This window comes from Pseudoflavonifractor hominis (assembly GCF_014288125.1).
Lineage (GTDB): Bacteria > Bacillota > Clostridia > Oscillospirales > Oscillospiraceae > Pseudoflavonifractor_A > Pseudoflavonifractor_A gallinarum.
Window position 1 is genome coordinate 483177 of record NZ_JACOPR010000003.1, and the last position, 17964, is coordinate 501140.

General features: G+C 60.7%; 11 protein-coding genes and 1 pseudogene. 4 read left to right on the forward strand and 8 right to left on the reverse strand.

Annotated elements, in window-relative coordinates:
- Positions 1-17 precede the first annotated feature (17 nt).
- The 7 genes from H8S34_RS07655 to H8S34_RS07685 form a co-directional block, all read right to left on the reverse strand.
- On the reverse strand, positions 18-1274 hold the full coding sequence (locus H8S34_RS07655) for a PBSX family phage terminase large subunit (protein ID WP_101691606.1): 1257 nt from the start codon (positions 1272-1274) through the stop codon (positions 18-20).
- Positions 1264-1572 carry an XRE family transcriptional regulator gene (locus H8S34_RS07660; RefSeq protein WP_101691605.1) on the reverse strand — a complete coding sequence of 103 codons (309 nt, stop codon included), beginning with the start codon at positions 1570-1572 and terminating at the stop codon, positions 1264-1266. The genes H8S34_RS07655 and H8S34_RS07660 overlap by 11 nt, the downstream gene beginning before the upstream one ends.
- A 146-nt stretch (positions 1573-1718) precedes the next feature.
- A complete protein-coding gene (locus H8S34_RS07665) occupies positions 1719-3170 on the reverse strand; it encodes an aldehyde dehydrogenase family protein (protein WP_186963556.1) in 1452 nt (483 codons plus the stop codon).
- Between the two features lie 21 nt (positions 3171-3191).
- Entirely contained in the window at positions 3192-4343 is a 1152-nt protein-coding gene (locus tag H8S34_RS07670; RefSeq protein WP_101691603.1) for an iron-containing alcohol dehydrogenase family protein, read from the reverse strand.
- A gap of 254 nt (positions 4344-4597) precedes the next feature.
- A complete protein-coding gene (locus H8S34_RS07675) occupies positions 4598-5827 on the reverse strand; it encodes an S-layer homology domain-containing protein (protein ID WP_180956731.1) in 1230 nt (409 codons plus the stop codon).
- 28 nt (positions 5828-5855) lie between these two features.
- A complete protein-coding gene (locus tag H8S34_RS07680; protein WP_186963557.1) occupies positions 5856-10790 on the reverse strand; it encodes a fibronectin type III domain-containing protein in 4935 nt (1644 codons plus the stop codon).
- 279 nt (positions 10791-11069) lie between these two features.
- Positions 11070-11876 (reverse strand): AraC family transcriptional regulator, encoded by an 807-nt coding sequence (locus H8S34_RS07685; RefSeq protein ID WP_180956730.1) that lies wholly within the window; start codon positions 11874-11876, stop codon positions 11070-11072.
- Positions 11877-12521: 645 nt separating this feature from the next.
- Here H8S34_RS07685 and H8S34_RS07690 point away from each other — a divergent pair.
- The 4 genes from H8S34_RS07690 (at position 12522) to H8S34_RS07705 (ending at position 17759) form a co-directional block, all read left to right on the forward strand.
- The gene (locus H8S34_RS07690) at positions 12522-13952 is read left to right on the forward strand and encodes a GntP family permease (RefSeq protein WP_186963560.1); all 1431 of its coding nucleotides are present in this window, start codon (positions 12522-12524) and stop codon (positions 13950-13952) included.
- Positions 13953-14134: 182 nt separating this feature from the next.
- Entirely contained in the window at positions 14135-15856 is a 1722-nt protein-coding gene (gene ilvD, locus H8S34_RS07695; protein WP_101691598.1) for a dihydroxy-acid dehydratase, read from the forward strand.
- A gap of 194 nt (positions 15857-16050) precedes the next feature.
- A complete protein-coding gene (locus tag H8S34_RS07700; protein WP_243207945.1) occupies positions 16051-16950 on the forward strand; it encodes a dihydrodipicolinate synthase family protein in 900 nt (299 codons plus the stop codon).
- Positions 16950-17759 carry an SDR family NAD(P)-dependent oxidoreductase gene (locus H8S34_RS07705; protein WP_101691596.1) on the forward strand — a complete coding sequence of 270 codons (810 nt, stop codon included), beginning with the start codon at positions 16950-16952 and terminating at the stop codon, positions 17757-17759. The genes H8S34_RS07700 and H8S34_RS07705 overlap by 1 nt, the downstream gene beginning before the upstream one ends.
- Positions 17760-17846: 87 nt before the next feature.
- Here the strand turns inward: H8S34_RS07705 and H8S34_RS15125 are convergent.
- Positions 17847-17964: pseudogene (locus H8S34_RS15125) on the reverse strand (acryloyl-CoA reductase electron transfer subunit beta); the annotation flags it as partial.

Here is a 17964-nt window from a genome sequence, read left to right on the forward strand (position 1 = left end):
CTGATTCCTCCTGTCCATCAAAATACCCGCCGCTCCACAAAGCCGCCGCTCAGGCATCCAGCCTGCTCCCGGCGCTTGACCAGGGCGGCAAAATAGCGGATGTCGTCCATGGCGTGGTCAAATTCCTTGCGCACCTTGTCCTCCGTCCCCCGCCGGTCCCAGCAGTAGAGGGAAAATTCCCGGATGCTGTCCCGGCAGGCGGGTGTGATCACCAGCCGTCCGCTGCGCAGCAGCTCGGCGGTGATGCGGATGCCCCACAGCACGTCGTTCTCCGCCTTGACCACCCGCCAGCCCGCGCGGCGCAGGGTCTCCAGAAAGCTGGCTGCCGAGGGGTCCACCACCACGCAGGAGATCTCCCGTCCTCCGGCCAGCCGCTCCAGGTCCTGGGCATACTCCCCGTCGGTTTTCTGCCGTCCCTCCCGGCGGGAGTCATAGTAGTACTCCTCCACCCGGTACCACACCCCATCCTTCCGGCCCCACAGGCCGAAGGAGGCGGGGTTAACCGTGCCGTAGTCGCAGGAGATGCGCCACTCCTCCATCTCCCCCTCGGGGGGCGCGCGGACATAGCTCTCGTCAAAGAAGTCGTATACCCGCCCCTCAGCGGCCGCCCACTCCCCTAAAACAAAGCGGCGGTAGAAGGTGCCGCTGTACAGCCGCTCATAGCGCTGCCGGATCTCCGGGGAGAGGGAGGGGTTATCCGCCATGGTGAAGTGGAGGTGGAGGGCCCTGCGCTCTTCAGCCCTGCAGATCCACTCCCGGTAGAACCAGTGCTCCGGCCCCTCCGGGTTGCAGTTGAACCACAGCCGGCTTCCGGCCACGGAGCAGCGGGCGCAGGCCTGCTCCACAAAGGAGCGCGGCATAAGGGTCACCTCGTCCAGCAGCACCCCCGCCAGGGTAATCCCCTGGATGAGGGAAGCGCTCCCCTCGTCCTTTCCTCCGAAGAGGGAGAAGCGGTTCTCCCTTCCCCCAAAGCGCACGGTGATCTCGTTGCGGCTCACCCGCTCCTCACAGTGAAAGCCCAGCTCCCGCAGCACCGGCAGCAGCTCCCGCACCAGATTGCGGCGCAGGGATCCTACCGTCTTGCCGCACAGGGCAAACTGTCTCTGGTGAAAGCTGCCCATGGCCCAGCAGAAAAAGGAGAGTCCGCAGCACAGGGTCTTTCCGCTGCGCACCGCGCCGTCACAGAGGATGGCCTCCTTCTCCACCCACGGGGAGGAGGGGCACCACCAGGTCAGTACGGTCCGCTGCTTCGGGGAAAAGGTCTCAAAGCGCATCCTTTCCTCCCGCTCCGTTTTCCAGCGCCCGGTAGAAGGACTCGGCGGGACTGGTCTCTCCCTCCCGCAGGACGGCCAGCAGCCGTTCCATGGTCTGCAGCGGGTCGCTGAGTTTGACCTCCACGCCGCCGTTTCCGCTCCGTTTCAGCTCCGAGAGCAGGAAGAGATCCATCCCGTCGATCTCCTCCACCTGTTCTTTGTCCAGAAAGGCCAGCTTGACGGCGTCATTGGGCCGGCTGCGCACGATCCGGCGCATCTGCTCCAGGACCTCCTTTTTCTCCTTCCGTCCTCGTTCCATATCTGTGTTCTCTCCTCCTTCTCACCCTTGGAGCCCCAGGGCCAAATGTTGCACGTTTGCGTACACCAATCCGGAGAAAAAGAAAAAAAGAGCGGTATACCCGCTCTTTGCAGGTATACCGCTCTCTCCGTGCCGGCTGATGGCTCTCAGATTCCAAAATCCACGCACAGGTGTTTCACTTCTGTATATTTCAGCATGCCCTCGGCACCGCCCGCCCGGTCCATGCCGCTCTGTTTGTACCCGCCCGTCTCGCACTCGGGCAGGAGCTTATTGTAGCAGTTGACCCAGGCCGAGCCCGCCCGCAGGCGGCGCGCCACCCACATGGCCTTGTCGATGTCCCGGCTCCACACGGCGGAGGCCAGTCCATAGGCCGTCCCGTTGGCGATGGCAAGGGCCTCCTCTTTTGTTTTAAAGGTCTGCACCACCAGTACCGGCCCAAAGATCTCCTCCTGGACCACGCGGGCGTCCATGGGCGGATTGAGGAAAATGGTGGGTGCCAGGTAGAACCCCTTGTCCAGGCCCCCTTCCGTCAGCCGGTACCCGCCGGTGATCAGCTGGGAGCAGGCCTTGCCCTCCTCCATATATTCCAGGATGGTATCCAGCTGGGTCTGGGAGATGACCGGCCCCAGAGTGGTACTCTCCTCCATGCAGTAGCCCGGACGGAGCTTCTCGGCCTCCTCCTTCAGTCGGGGCAGGAAGGTATCCACCAGCGACTCCTCCAGCACCAGGCGGGATCCCACCGTGCACAGCTGACCGGCATTGGTGAAGATGGCCTTGAGGGCAAAGGGCAGGGCCTTATCCAGATCGGCGTCGGCAAAGATGATGTTGGGGGACTTGCCGCCCAGCTCCAGGGAGACCTTCTTCATGGTGTCGGCGGCCGTGCGCATGATGGCCTGCCCGGTCTCCAGTCCGCCGGTGAGGGAGATCATGTCTACCTCGGGATGCTCGGCCAGGGCCTGACCGGCCGTTCCGCCCCGGCCGGACACGGCGTTGACCACGCCCTTCGGGAAGGCCGGGATCTGATCCAGCAGCTCCAGAACCGCCAGAGTGCATCCGGTGGTCTGGGCAGCGGGCTTGAGCACACAGGTACAGCCTGCCGCCAGCGCCGGGGCCATATCCCGCATAAGTAACGTCACCGGGTAATTCCAGGGGGTGATGACTGCCACCACGCCCACCGGTTCCCGGGCCAGCACCGAGAGCAGCCCCGGCTCCACCGCGGTGCTCGTTCCATAGAGGGTCCGGGCCGCGGCGGCATAGTATTCCACATAGCCGATGGAGCTGTTGAGTTCAAAGCGGGCCTCATTGATGGGCTTGCCGGTCTCCAGCGCCAGCCGGGTGGCCAGCTCCTCCAGATTGGCCCGCATGGCGGCGCCCCACGCTCTCAGGCACTGGGAGCGGAGCCGGGGATTGAAGGCCCAGTTCTCCTCTTCAAAGGCTCGCCGGGCTGCCGCCACCGCCCGGTCCACATCCACCTGCTCCGAGGCCGGTACACGGGAGACCAGTTCCCCATCACAGGGGCAGAAGATCTCCATAGTCTGTCCGCCGGCAGCCTCCTGCCAAACGCCGTCCACCAGGTTCCGATAGGTACGCACTTGCATCGAATGTCCTCCTCTCATCTCTCAGCGGGTCTGATCGGCCAGGATCTCCAGATAGAGCTTCTCACACTGCTTCTGGCTGATGGCGCGGGGGTTGTTGGCCAGCAGGAAGCCGGGGAGGTTGCTTGCCACCAGTTCGGCGTCGCTCTCCTTCATGCCGAAGGAGGCGAAGGGCACCCGCACGCCGGTCTCGTCGAAGAGGCGCTCCACCGCGCGTACCGAGGCCTGCGCCGCCTGGTAGGGGTGCATTCCGGTGGTGTTTTCCCCCAGAAGGGCGGCAATGTGTGCAAAACGTTCGGGCCGTGCCATCAGGTTGAAGTCCATGCAGTATTTCAGTAGCACGGCATTGGCCTCGCCGTGGGCCATGTGGAAGAAGGTGCACAGAGGGCTGGAGAGGGAGTGGACCAGGCCCAACCCCGCCTGATCCATGGCCACGCCAGCCAGCACGCTGCCCATGGCCATGTCCCGCCGGGCCTCCAGGTCCTTTCCGTCCGCACACACCCGCCAGAGCGCCCCGCCGATCAGCCGGATGGCCTCCTGTGCCATGGCGTCCGTGATGGGATTGGCTCCCTTGCCCACATAGGCCTCCACCGCGTGGGAGAGGGCGTCCATACCGGTGGTCGCCGTCAGGTAGAGCGGCAGGCTGGCCATGAGCTCGGCATCCACCAGAGCCACCGCCGGGAAGAGGGCGGGGCTGTTGATCCCCTTCTTGCAGTTGCGGTCCACAATGACGGCACACATGGTCACTTCACTGCCGGTTCCCGCCGTGGTGGGAATGGCGATCAGGGGCAGCGGCGCCTGGGAGAAGGGTTTTCCGTTCCACTGGTAATCCACCAGCGGTCCCTCATTGGTAGCCAGAGCCGCCAGGACCTTGGCCGTATCAATGGAGGAGCCGCCGCCCAGGGCCACCACCTTGGTGGGCCGGTAGTCCCGCACGGTCTCCATGGCCTGCTCCACCAGCGGGGCGTCCGGGTTGGGGGAGACCGCGTCGTACACCAGGTGATCCGCCCCTGTCGGGGTGATGACCCCCTCCACCCGCTCCACCAGGCCCACCGCCCGAAGGCCCGGGTCGGTAACCAGCAGCACCCGGTCCGAGGGGCTCAAAAAACCGCCCAGCTCTTTCAGGCATCCGATCTCAAAGTGGATATCCACCGGCATGTGGTACTTGGTAATCATCTCAAAAACCCTCCTAAAAAATAAAATCAGCCGTCCACACGGTATCTCTACCAGTGTTACGGCTGCGTTCTCCGCGCAGGGATCAGGCGGTCTCCCGTCTCTCCACTGCGTTATCCCACTCGGGGACTATTTTATTTTCGCCAGAGCTTCTGTGGTCATTATGCCACACTCTTATAGTCTTTGCAAGTCTTTTTTTATAAAATTTTACTCCCCTCTCCAAAAACAGGAGAGGGGAGTAGGGCAAAGAACGTTTCTCAGTTCTCCGGTTGGCTCCACTGGATGTACTGCATCAGCAGCATCGCCACCTCCGCGCGGGTAATGGGCGCCTTGGGCGCAAAGCGTCCCTCGCCCTGTCCCCGCATCAGTCCGGCTGCCTGTACCGAGGCCACCGCATCCCGGGCATAGGAACCGATCTCATCCTGATCGGTGAAATCCAGCGTTCCCTCCGGCAGAGGGGTCCCCTGCACCGCACAGAAGCGGCTCAGAAGGGCAGCGGTCTGCTCCCGGGTGACGTTCTGATCCGGGGCAAACTGCCCGGGCAGGACCCCCATGGCCACGCCCCGGTCGTAAGCCCAGGCCACCGCTTCACTGTACCAGGCGTCGGCCGGCACATCCGTAAAGACACCTGCGGCATCAGGGGCCTTCTCGCCGGACAAACGGTAGAGGACGGTCACCAGCATGGCCCGGCTCATATTGGCCTGGGGCGCAAACCGGGTCTCCGACTGTCCGTAGAAGAGCCCGCGCTCCACCACGAACTCCACCGCTCCGGCATACCAGTCTCCCGGCTGCACGTCGGTGAAGGAGGGCGTAGAGGGCTTTGTCTCCTCCCGCTCGAAATAGACCACCAGCCGATCCTTTCCGGACAGCCCGGTCAGCACGTTGGTCACTTGGATCTCCTTGCCATTGAGCAGGATGCGGGCAATGCGGTATCCGGAGTCAGGCGTGATGACCACCCGGCCGCCCCGCTCCGCCCGGACCTGCCCGCCCTCTCCCTGTACGGTGATTTTGGGGGTAGAGCTGCTCTCCCCATCACTCCCGTCCTCGGAGGAGGATGCGGTATCCCGCTTTACCTCCAGGGCCAGGTCGGCCCACTCGGTGCGCTCCAGGCTCCGGTCCAGGACCACCGCACGGGAGGCCTTGGTGATCTCCGTGCCCGAACTCACCTTCAGGGTCCCCATCTCCAGCCGGCCATCTGCACGGCTCAGCGGATTGCGGTCGGCGGCATACAGGGTGATCTCCCCCTGGTCGGCCCGGACGGTCATGGCATAGCTCTCCGCCCGGCCGGTAAACTGGATGTCTTTGGTCTGTGTCACGCTGAGGGTGACCTGGGCGGCATAGCGTTCGGAGGCCACCTCCGTCAGCGTCACGCCGGCGTTCTCGCCCGCCCGGTCAAAGGACAGCTCCACCCCCGCCGCCAGGGCGGGGAACTGGAGCATGGCGCCCATCGTGAGGGCGCAGATTCCGGTACGAAACCAGGAATGCATGAAATGGTTCCTCCTTCTGATCTCCCGCTCACTCTTCCGTCGTAAAACGGATGGCGGGCATACTGTCATAGCGCGGCACGCTGATGAACAGGGTATCGCTGGTCATGCGTTCCCCGTTCCCCTCGATGTCCTCACCGCGATAGAGCTGGGCTTTGAGCTCAATGAGCACCGCAGTACCCGCGCTGGGCTTCTCTCCGTGGTCCTCATTGACAGCCTTGAAGAGATCCTGATCCAGGGGCACAAAGAGGAAGAAGCCGTCGCTGATGTCGCTCACCGCTCCATCCTCGGGGATCTCGGCAAAGAGCAGGGCATCGCCCTCCAGAATCTCTTCCCGCAGCACAGGGGCCTCGTCGGAGGCAGGTTTCCGCTCCTGGAATTTGCCCAGGATGCGCACCTTGTTGTACAGGGGATCTCCCCGGTAGCTGCCGGTGATGATCACCGTTCCGGCCGGGATGCTCTCCTTCCCCTCCTCGGTGTCATAGGTAAACTCCTTCTCCAGCACGCCAATGGATGCTCCCAGTGTGAACTCGATGTTGTCTCCCGGATAATCCAGCAGCTGGATGTCCTCCAACGCCATCTCCTCCGGGATTCCGGTGAGGATGATCTGGGCCGCGTCATAGATCCAGATCCGGGTATCATCCGCGTCGGCCCCCGGCTTCTGGAAGTAGCACAGGAAGGTCTCTCCCCCCTGGAAGCTGGTCTCCCGGGCCAGCGTCCAGCCCTCCAGGGGCTGGGCCCCGGCGTCATCGGTGACCCAGGCCTGCACGTTCCCCTCGGCCGGGATCGCTTCTCCGGTGAGGAGCAGTCCCGCCGTGGAGAGCAGGCCCTCCTGGGCCGTGATGTGGACCCGTCCCATCTCGTCCCGGCGGATCTCGTAAAGCTCGGGAGAGAGGGTCTTCTCGTAGGAGATGCGTACCTGCTGCTCCTCGGACACGCCGGCCTCATAGCCCAGCTTGTCGATGGCGCGCACCTGGTAGGTAAAGACCATGTGATTGGCCGCACCCACCTGGTCCGTATAAGTCTGTACGGCCGTGCCGTCCGCGCACAGGAAGGCCACCGGCGTTCCATTGCGCAGGATCTCATAGCCCTGCACCATAGCGGGGTCGTCCACCGAGATGGTCAGCTCCACCGTTTTTCCGCCGGAGGCGGTGCTCTCCAGCGTGGGGGTCACATGGGCCCGCTCGGCTCCATCCAGGCGCAGGCGGCGGGACTCGTCGCTCAGATACCAGATCTCCCGCTCCTCGGGTTCGCCCTGGGCGGCCAGATACGCCAGGGTCTCCTGGCTCAGCTCCATGCCCCAGTGCTGGAAGAAGGCGGAGAGATCCTTCCCGGCGACCTGACTGGCCAGACGGGCGATCCGGTCGTTAACCGGGACATTTTTCTCTGCGTCCGACTTCCACAGGGTAAAGAAGCGGTTGTAGAAATCCAGGGGACCACTCCCCTCCAGAACGCTTCCGCCCTCATCGTAGGCCAGGTGGAGCTGCCAGTACATGCCCAGCTGTACAAAGACGTTGGCGGCCTCGCCGGGCTTGCCCAGGGCGGTCTTCTGGAAGATGTCCGAATAGAATCCGCTCTCCTCCAGGCGGGAACGGCCGGTCAGCTCGCCGGTCTCCTCGGCGGTCTGGGCCACCAGAGAGTAGATGTTGTTGGTAATCTCGGCCTTTCCGATCTTGTCCATGTTGTGGCCGATCTCATGGGCGATGCCCCAGCCGAAGAGGGCGTTGGCGCCCGTCCCGGTCTCGGCCAGCGGAGCACCGGTCACCATGCCGCTGGTCTCGCTGAACTCGATGCCCACATAGCTGCCGGCGGCAAACATGAACGCACCGGAGAACATTCTGGAGAAGCGGATATTGTGCCGCGTGCTCATGGGATACTGGTAGTCTGCAAAGGAAGTATCTGCGCTTATGATTCCCTGTGTCTTATTGGCCAGGAAGAGCAGCTCCTCCCACGCGCACAGCGCGTCATAGAGCTTGTCCGTCATGACCTCCACAGAGGCCTGGGCGCCGCCCAGACCGGCCAGCACCTGGGTGGCGGGCAGGGAGAGGAGCATGCCGGGACCTCCCACCTCGGTCACATTGCGGATGCTGGTCTTTTTCGCCTGGTCATTGCTCAGGCTCAGCCCGGCCACGTAGGTCTTGAGGGCCTCCACATAGGGTTTGAGCTGTTCCTTGCGCTCCTGCTCGCTGTGGCCATACCAGTCCGCTCCGCTCAGATCCAGCATGGGAATGACAGAGATCACGTTTTTGTTCTCCGACACATCCCGGATCTGGAGCTGAATGTCTTCCCCGTGGGAACCGGCGTACTCCACATACAGGGAGCCGCCCCGCTCTCCCAGGCCGCTGTTGCCGATGACCTGGAGCCAGATCTGGTTGCGTCCGTTCCGGAGCGCATACTCCGCCCGGGTGGCATTGGTCTCAGAGTACTGCTGCCACTGCACCAGCTTGACCGACTCGCCGGGCTGGATGCCCTGGACGTAGACGGTGATCCAGGCGCCCGAGCGGGCGGACACGCCCAGGGGCTGAAGGGCCGACGCACTCTGGCCGAAGGCAGCCTGGTCGGCTCCGGCGCTTCGGCTCTGAAGGCCGGAGTACACCATCAGCTCATTCCGGCGGCCCTCCAGGAGCTGCTGGGCATTGTCCAGCTCGTCCAAGAGGATCTTCCGATCCACATAGTAGGCCTCGGCACGGCTCGCCCGGGTGCGGAGCGCCTCAATGGTTCCTTCCTCCACACCCTGCGCCAGCTCGGTATGGCTCTCGTTGGCAAAGAGGGCGTTGATCTCATCGGCCAGTCCGTCATACTGATAGAAGGCGATCTCGGACAGGCTGATGTTGCCTGCGCCAGCCCACTGAGAACCCTCCACCGTAATGGTTTTCACGTCCGAACGGGGGAACTTGACGATAAAGTAGGTGTTATTCTCCCCCTTCTCAAAGGAGACCTGATCTTCCGGTACAGCCTGCCCGTTGATGCTCACATTGAACTTGTCAAAGAAGTTGCGGTAGGGACGCTTTTGTCCGCTGGGCTCGTTGCCCAGGTCGGGGACATAGATGAGATAGTCCATGGAATAGGCCTGATCAAAGGTAAAGGTAAAGGCCCTGGACCGATTGTACGTGCTGGCGACCCAGCTGGTGCGGTAGTCCCCATCGTATACGGATCCCGGCAGGGTTCCCTTGCTCACCGTCCAGTCGGTGTTGCCGGACGGATAGTCCGCCGAGGCGATGATACTCTGATTATCCAGCCGGTTTGCGGTGGGCAGATCGGGGGTCTCAAACTCTGCGGCCTTGGGGGTACCCAGCACCGTCTCGGAATAGGGGCTCTGTCCCAGCTCATTGACGCCGTAGACTCTCACCTCATACTCCGTTCCGTTTTCCAGGCCGCCGATAACGGCGCTGTTGTTCTGGAAGGAGCCGGACAGCGTCTGGAAAGCAGCCTCCCCCTTCTTGCGGTACTCAACCCGCACATACTGGGTACGCTTGCCCGGCTGCCAGCTCACGGTGAGCAGGCTGTCTCCCGGCTCCACCTGAAGGCGGTCGGGCCGGTCCGGGCGGCTCTCCACCTTGGGTGTGGCTGTGACCACTTCCGAGCGCGCGCCCTCCCACCGGCTCCCGCCGGCATCCGAGATGGGGGTCACGGCAAAATAGTAGGGCTTAAGCGCCTCCAGCTTGGAGATCACACAGGTGGTCTCTCCGCTCTCCACGGACTGGTTCAGCGCATCGGGGCTGGTGCCATAGTCCACCCGGTAGCCGGTGACATTGACTACGCCCTTCCAGCGCAGGGTGACCGACTCCACACCGGCCTCTGCCCGCAGCTGCTCCACCTTCGGCTTATGGACCGCGGGCTCCTCGGGCACGATGTCCTGGAGGAAGCGGATCTGCTCCACGACCACCGGCTCATCGCCCTTGGTCTCCACCCGGATGGTGATCTTCTTGACCGGCACCCGGTTCCCCAGGGAAATGGTCACCGTTCTGCGCCCGTCATCGGTCCGGGTAATGGCGTACACTCCCTCAGGCAGTGCCTGGGAGAAGGGGATCTCCAGCGTCTCTCCGCTGGCTGTCTCAGCCACGACAACACCGGTTTCCACCGGATAGGCCGCCGAGCTGACAATGGCCACCTCTTCCATCTCCACTCCTTCCTCGGTGAGCGGGATGGGCAGCGTGATGGTATTCTCCTCTCCCTTGGGGGAGAGCTTGACGCTCTGGCCATTGTCCGCAAAGAGGTCGGACACGGTTCCCTCTACCACAGCTGCCGCCGTCACGGCTTCCTGGATGCGCTCCAGATCCAGCGTGTTGGCGGGGATCAGCGCGGTCTGGAAGATCTGTGCCGTGCCCTGGGCATCCTGGGCCATGGTGACGGTGGCCAGATCGGAAATATCCACCACGCCGTCCCCATTGAGGTCACATGCGGCGTCCGCGGTGTCCAATGCATCCCGCACCCGGGCTACATCCCGCTGATCGGCCAGGCCGTCGCCGGTCACATCACCCAGCGTAAAGGTGGCGTCTCCCGTTCCCAGGACCACACCTTTGGAGTGAGTGTCCAGGGTGAGCTCCGGGGTGGTATAGGGGCAAAAACCGGTTCCCTCCAGAGAGAGCGCATAGGTATTCTCCCCCTCCCGGGCAGAGAGCCCGGCAAAGGTCATATCCACATAGCGTACCTCTTCTCCCTCGGTGCGCAGTGCGATCTCTACGCTTCCCTTCCCGCCGTCCGGGAGGGTCTGCGCTTTCTCCAGGCCGGCCTGGAGCAGGGCCGCTCCATCCCGCTTGAGCGTGACTTTCGGGGCTCTTGCCTTCCAGCCGGAGACGGTCAAGGGGTAGTCCAGACGCAGCGTGACCGTAATTTCTCCCTCTGCGTCCTGCACAGTGCCGGCGCCGCGTGTTTCCGCCGCCGCAGCCACCGGAGCGGTCCCCAGCAGGGATACGCCCATGGCGCCTGCAAGCAGTCCAGATAGCGCTCGTCGATACCAGTTCATGTCCACATATCTTCCTTTCCTGATCTTCCTGTTCTTTTCTTATGGGGGCAGCTCTTCTCTGCCTGCCCCAATCGGATGGGAAATATTTCAGCCGGCGTATTGTAACATAAAACACATAGGTTTGGTAGGCTTTATATTAAAATGTAACCATTTGTTTCTTTTTTCTTTCTGCCTCGCAGCCATTTCTCCAATTTATTTCTCTATTTACAGCTCATTCTGTGTCAAAAATAACAAAACTCCTCCATTTTCAGTCCTGAAAACGGAGGAGCTTCCCCTCTATTATATTCCATTCTTCCGGCACTGCTCCGCATAGGCTTTGGGGGAAAGTCCCTTGACCCGCTTGAATGCGCGGGAAAAGTAGAGCGGATCCTCAAATCCCACAGAATTGGAGATCTCCTGTACCGAGTACATCCCGCTGGAGAGGAGGCGGCAGGCCTGTTCGATCCGGTATTCCACAATAAAATGTTTGGGGGATACCTGGAACCGTTCCTTAAAACTGCGGTAGAGACTGTTCTGGCTGGTGGAGACAAACTCTGCCAGCTGCTCCACCGTGATGGGCTGTTCATAGTGACTCATCACATAGCGGGCGGCCTGTTCCGCACAGTCCTCCCTGTCCCGCTCCCCGGCTGTTCCTCCACGCCCATGGTCAACCAGAAACGCCAGAAAGAGATAGAGCCTCCCGGTAAGCGCGCAGCCGCTCCATGCAGTCGTTCCGTAGTCTGAATAGAGCTCCAGCAGCAAACGGCTGATCTCTTCGGGATAAAATCCCCGCAGTACCGGGCGGTCTGGAGCAAACGGGGTCTGCTCCACCAGTCCGCCGGCCTCCCGTCCTTGGAATCCCACCCAGACATACTCCCACGGCTCCTGCTCATCGGCATAATACAGAATGCTGGTATTGGGATAGACCAGAAAGGTATCCCCTGCGGAGAGGGTATAGTGTTGCTCATCCACCACAAAGTCTCCCCGCCCGGCGAGGATGTGGTGGATGAGGTAATGGTCCCGTACGCCCGGTCCCCAGCGGTACCCAGGTACACACTGCTGCCGGCCCGTATTCTGTACAAAGAGCGAGCCGACTCCGTGTTCCAACTTAAAAGAATGCTTATAGAAATCGTCCGCTCGCATGATTTCTTTCACCGCTTTCTGATCTATGCTTTATGATTTGATTTTGTTATACCATAGCTTTTTCCGGTGTGTCAAACCACTTTCTGCATTCTGTTCTCAGTCGTTTTTTGTCTCTTTTTATCCGGTCACCTTATTAATTTTTATATTGGAGAAAGTAAATCCAGACCAAATCGCAGAAATAAGTTTCATATTGTTTCATCTCTTTTGATTCAGACCATCAAGTTTACAACATTTTATTCTAAATTTTTTACTTTTCACTCCGTTTTTTATTGTATCTTGACAAATCCAACCAAAGCGATTATTATAATCATGTTAAAATGTGCATCCATAAAAGGAGCGCATTTTTTAAGCATCATCTCCCGAAATGTGATTCCGCATAGCGGAATCACATGGAGATATGCACGGCAGGTCCACAGTTTTCGACTGTGCACAGAGGAAGGAGGAGTGTCTCAAACGTACGGAAACCCTACAGGAGGATACAGAACCCTATGTACCTCCGGTAATCCCATCGATTGGTCGAGCAACCGCGCATCCTGACCCGGTCCCGTCTGCATTCTTAGAAGGTTTTGCAGATGGGCAAGCGTTTGTTATGGAAAGGGAGTTTTTTGAGTGTCTGCTGTATTATTTCTCATTACTCTCGTAATCGCCATCGCCATTCTGGTGGTGCTGATTATGAAGGTAAAGCTGCATCCCACGTTTGCATTGTTCCTGGTTGGTCTGGGTATGGCTCTGGTCAACGGCTTCCCCTTCATGGAAGCCATGGGTCTTCTGACCAAGGGCTTTGGTAATACCCTTGGCAGCCTGGGTATCCCCATCATGCTGGGTGCCATTCTGGCTATGGGCGTACAGGATACCGGCGCCGCCAAGTCCATTGCCAACTTCTTCATCCGCCTGTTCCACGGTAAGAACCTGGAGCTGGCTCCCTCGCTGACCGCCTATGTGGTCTCCATCCCCGTGTTTGGCGATATCACCACCATCCTGTGCTCCAACATCGCCAACGTGCTCTCCAAGCGTAAGCACATCTCCATGTCCACCATGGCTGCCTTCACTCAGACCGGTCTGAACCTGACCCACGCCATGGTTCCCCCCACGCCCGGCATCCTGGCTGTGTCTGTCGCTCTGAGCGCCGACCTGGGCATGGTTATCACCTGGGGTATTGTCATCACTGCGATCGCCTTCTTCCTGACCTGGCTGGTCCTGAAGAAGTGGTGTGAGAAGGAATGGATCGAGCCCGTGCCCGCCGTGGTCGAGGGCATTGAGGAGACCAAGTCCAACAGCGTCTCCGACATCCTCATCAACGAGCCTGATCTGCCCAATACCTTTGCCGCTTTCCTGACCATCCTGATCCCGGTGGTCCTGATCGCCGGCGGCTCCTTCATCAACATGTCCATTCCTGAGAGCGTGGCGGAAGACGCCATGATCCGCACTGTGGCCGCCATCATGAGCGACAAGGTCGTGGCTCTGGGCGCCGGTGTGATCTACACCATGATCCTGGCCACCTTCCACAAGAAGTCCGTCCGTGCGAGCAACCTGGATTCCACCGGTTCTGATCCCAAGGGCTTCAACGAAGTGGTGCTCAACAGCTGGATCGCCCGTGGTCTGGAAGTGGCTCTGGCCGCTCTCCTCATCACCGCTATGGGCGGTGCCTTCTCCGAGGTTATCAAGGCCTGCCCCGCCATCGGCGAGCTGACTGAGCTGATCGACAAGCTGCCCATCCCCGCCATCCTGATCCCCTTCTTCTGCGGTGCTATCATGATGACCGCCGTTGGCTCCATGACCACTGCCGGCATCACCGCCGTGGGCGTGGTTGGCCCCATGATGGCCACTCTGGGCCTGAGCCCCGTGGCCGCCACTCTGGCCATCGGTGCCGGCACCCTGTGCTTCAACCACGTGAGCAACAGCGGTTTCTGGGTGGTCAGCCGCTTCTTCAACCTGGGCACCATTACTCAGGGCCTGAAGTACATCACCATCCCCGATGCCGTGGCTGGCGTCTTCAGCATGATCCTGCTGCTGATCTGCAATATGATCGGAATCATCTGATCGCCTGCTAAGTAAAACTCTTCCAATCGAACACGTTTGAAAAAGCGAGGAGCCTTTCTCCTCCCACCAGAAAACCTGCCAAAGGAGAAATGGTCTGCTGCTTGCTTTACCGAGCATGGGGCAGGCCATTTTCTCCTCTTTTATTTCCGATTTGTTTTCTATGCCCAAAGGAGGACGCATTTATGAATCAGAAAAGCCATGCCGACCGTATGCTGTGGGCCCAGTTCGACGCTTTGGAGATGGGCACCGGCTGGGACGATCTTGATATCAACAAGCCCCAGATCATGGTGGAGAGCGCTTACGGCGACTCTCATCCCGGCAGCTGGCATCTGAACCAGCTGGTGGAGCAGGCCGTCTACGGCGTGTACGAAAAGGGCGGCAAGCCTGCCAAGTACTATGCCACCGATATCTGTGACGGCTGCGCCCAGGGTCATGACGGCATGAATGCCGTTCTGGCCTCCCGTGAGGCGCTGGCCAACATGGTGGAGGTCCACGCTTCCGCCGTGCCCTGGGACGGCATGATCCTCTCCTCCAGCTGCGACAAGTCCATCCCCGCCCATCTGAAGGCGGCCGCCCGTATGGACATCCCCACCATCTTTATGCCCGGCGGCTCCATGCGCCCCGGCCCCAATCAGACCACTTCTCTGGTGGCCGGCGATATCTCCCTGCGCCAGAAGCGCAAGGACGCCATCACCGAGCAGGAAGTCCGGGACTACAAGCTGACCGGCTGTCCCTCGGTGGGCGCCTGCACCTTCCTGGGTACTGCCTCCACCATGCAGTGTGTGGCTGAGGCCCTGGGTCTCACCCTCCCCGGCGCCGCGCTGGCTCCCGCTACCATGCGTGACGTGATCCAGTACGCCCGCTATGCCGGCCGCAAGATCATGGAGCTGGTGGAGAAGGACATCACTCCCAGCAAGATCATGACCCCTGCCGCCTTCCGCAACGCTATCATTGTTCACAGCGCCATCGGCGGCTCCACCAACGCCACCATCCACCTGCCCTCCATCGCCCGTGAGCTGGGCTATGACCTGCCCATCGAGCTCTTTGACGAGATCAACCATCAGGTGCCCCACCTGGGCAACATCAATCCCTCCGGCCAGCACCTGACCGAGTCCTTCTGGTTCGCCGGCGGCGTGCCCATGGTCCAGTGGATGCTGCGCGACATGCTGGATCTGGATGTGATGACGGTCACCGGCAAGACCCTGGGTGAGAACCTGGAGGATCTGCACAAGGACAACTGGTTTGAGCGCAACCTGGGCTACCTGCACAACTACGGCCTGACCCGCGAGCAGGTCATCTTCCCCGTGGAGAAGGCCCCCGAGAAGGGCTCTGTGGCCATCCTCAAGGGCAACATCGCCCCCGAGGGCAGCGTCCTGAAGTACTCCGCCTGCGCCATGAACCAGCGCGAGGTGGTCAACGCCGTGGCCCGTGTCTTCAACCACGAAGAGGACGCCCACGACGCCGTGGTCAACAACCAGATCAATCCCGGCGAGGTGGTCATCATCCGCTACGAGGGCCCCCGCGGCTGCGGTATGCCTGAGATGCTCATGACCACCGAGGCCATCGTGTGCGACGAGCGGATCAACGGCTCGGTGGCTCTCATCACCGACGGCCGTTTCTCCGGCGCCACCCGCGGCGCGGCCATTGGCCATGTCTCTCCCGAGGCGGCTGCCGGCGGTCCGATCGCCTTCATTGAGGAGGGCGACCTCATCTCTTACAGCGTCAAGGACCGCACCATCAACCTCACCGGTATCCACGGCAAGCCCTGCACCGTGGAGGAGGCCACCAAGGTTCTGGAGGAGCGTGCCAAGGCTGGTATCCTGCCCCGTGAGAAGCGCAAGGGCTTCTACAAGCTCTATACCGACCATGCTCTCTCTGCTATGAAGGGCGCCGGTCTGGAATAAGTTCCATCCCCATCCCCCCGTCTTCTGGACGGGGGGATTCTTTTGCCGTCGGGATTTGTCCCGGGCCCTTGACAAGGTTCCAAAAGCGCGCTATCATAAGGACAATTCCAGAAGGCGTTTTGGTTTTGTATTTTCAATTCGGAAAATGATTTCACGATACGGAAAATATGCGCATCGCGCAGAAAAGAGAGGGTATGAAAATGAAAGCAGCTTATTTGACCCCCGCGATTACCATGTTCCACGCCGACGGCAGCCTGGACCTGGACAGCCAGAAGAAGCTCTATGAGAACCTGATCGCACAGGGCATGGACGGCATTCTGGTCGAGGGCAGCAGCAGTGAGTTTTTCGCCATGAATATGGAGCAGCGCCGCGCCATGGCAAAGTTCGCCATCGATACCATTGACCATCGGGTCAAGCTCATCGTGGGTACCTCCAGCATGGTGGCCGATGAGATCATCTCCTTCTCCAACTACTGCCTGGAGCAGGGGGCCGACGCGGTTATGATCCTTCCCCCCTACTACTTCCACTTTGACGATGAGGCTCTGCTTCAGTATTACGATCATCTGGCCAGCGCCATCGACGGCCCCATCTACATTTACAACTTCCCGGACAACACCGGATACACCATCTCTCCCCATACCGTGGTCAAGCTGGCTAAGCTGCACAGCAACATCGTGGGTATGAAGGACACCATCTCCGGTATGGACCACACCCGCGAGCTGATCAAGGTAGTCAAGTCGGAACTGCCTGACTTTGAGATCTACTCCGGCTTTGACGATAACTTTGCTCACAACGTCCTCTCCGGCGGTGACGGATGCATCGGTGCACTCTCCAATGTGGTGCCTGAGCTCTGCGCCGCCTGGGTCAAGGCCTTCCGCAACAACGATCTGGACGGAATCGCCAAGGGCCAGCAGACCATCAACCGCCTGATGGATCTCTACACCGTCCGCAGCCCCTTCCTGCCCGTGCTGAAAGAGGCCCTGAAGCTGCGCGGCATTGCTGCCTCCAGCTCTAGCACCTTCCCCATGCCCAATGCCACCGTTGAGGATGACGCCCAGATCCGCGCCCTCTTCCACCGGGAGGGGATCCGCTGATGAATACGGCAGAATATCTCCACAGTCTCTTTTCTCTGGAGGGCAAAACCATTCTGGTGACCGGCGCGGCCGGCGGAATCGGCGCTGCCATCAGTGCCGGCCTGGCCCGTGCCGGCGCGGAAGTCGCCCTGTGCGGCCGCACGCTTTCCAAATGTGAGGAGCTGGTAAACCAGCTGAGCGCGGAGGGCTGCCACGTGTCGGCCCACCTTCTGGATGTGGCTGACCGCTCCAGCATCCAGTCCTGTGTGGACGAAGTGGTCGCCCGCTATGGAAAGATCGATGTGCTCTTCAATGTGGCCGGTATCAACAAGCGCGAGGGTCTCCTGGATGTGGAGGAAGAGACCTACGATCGCATCATGGACACCAACCTGAAGGGGCTTTTCTTCATGAGTCAGGCCGTTGCCCGGGAGATGTACAAGCGGAAGAGCGGACACATCATCAACATTGGCTCCCACAATGACGAGGGGATGCTGGGCGGCTGTTCGGTCTATGGCGCGGCCAAGAGCGGTGTGATCGCCCTCACCCGTGCCATGGCGGTGGAGTTTGCCCAGTATGGCATCCGCGCCAACGCCATCAGCCCCGGCCATATTTTGACCGAGCTGACCCAGGTAACCTGGGATCATCCTACCCGTTCCGTCTATCTGAAGGACCGGATCGCCATGGGACGCCCCGGCCGTCCGGACGAGTTGGTCGGTATGGCCATTATGCTGGCCTCCGACGCCTCCAGCTATATGACTGGTCAGGCCTACCATGTGGACGGCGGCTGCCTGTGCGGCGGCGCCCCCTGGGAGTATGACACCAAATATTGATCTGCTTATCAAGAAAAGAAGCGGGAGCACAGATGGTTCTGTGCTCCCGCTTCTTTCTATTTTATGCTGCTGTGAAAGGAAAACGAATTACTTGGAGGCCTTCAGGGCCTTGATGGACTCGATGAGCATGGGGGTGACCTTGAAGAGGTCGCCGGTGATGCCGTAGGAGGCCACCTCGAAGATGGGGGCGGTCTCGTTCTTGTTC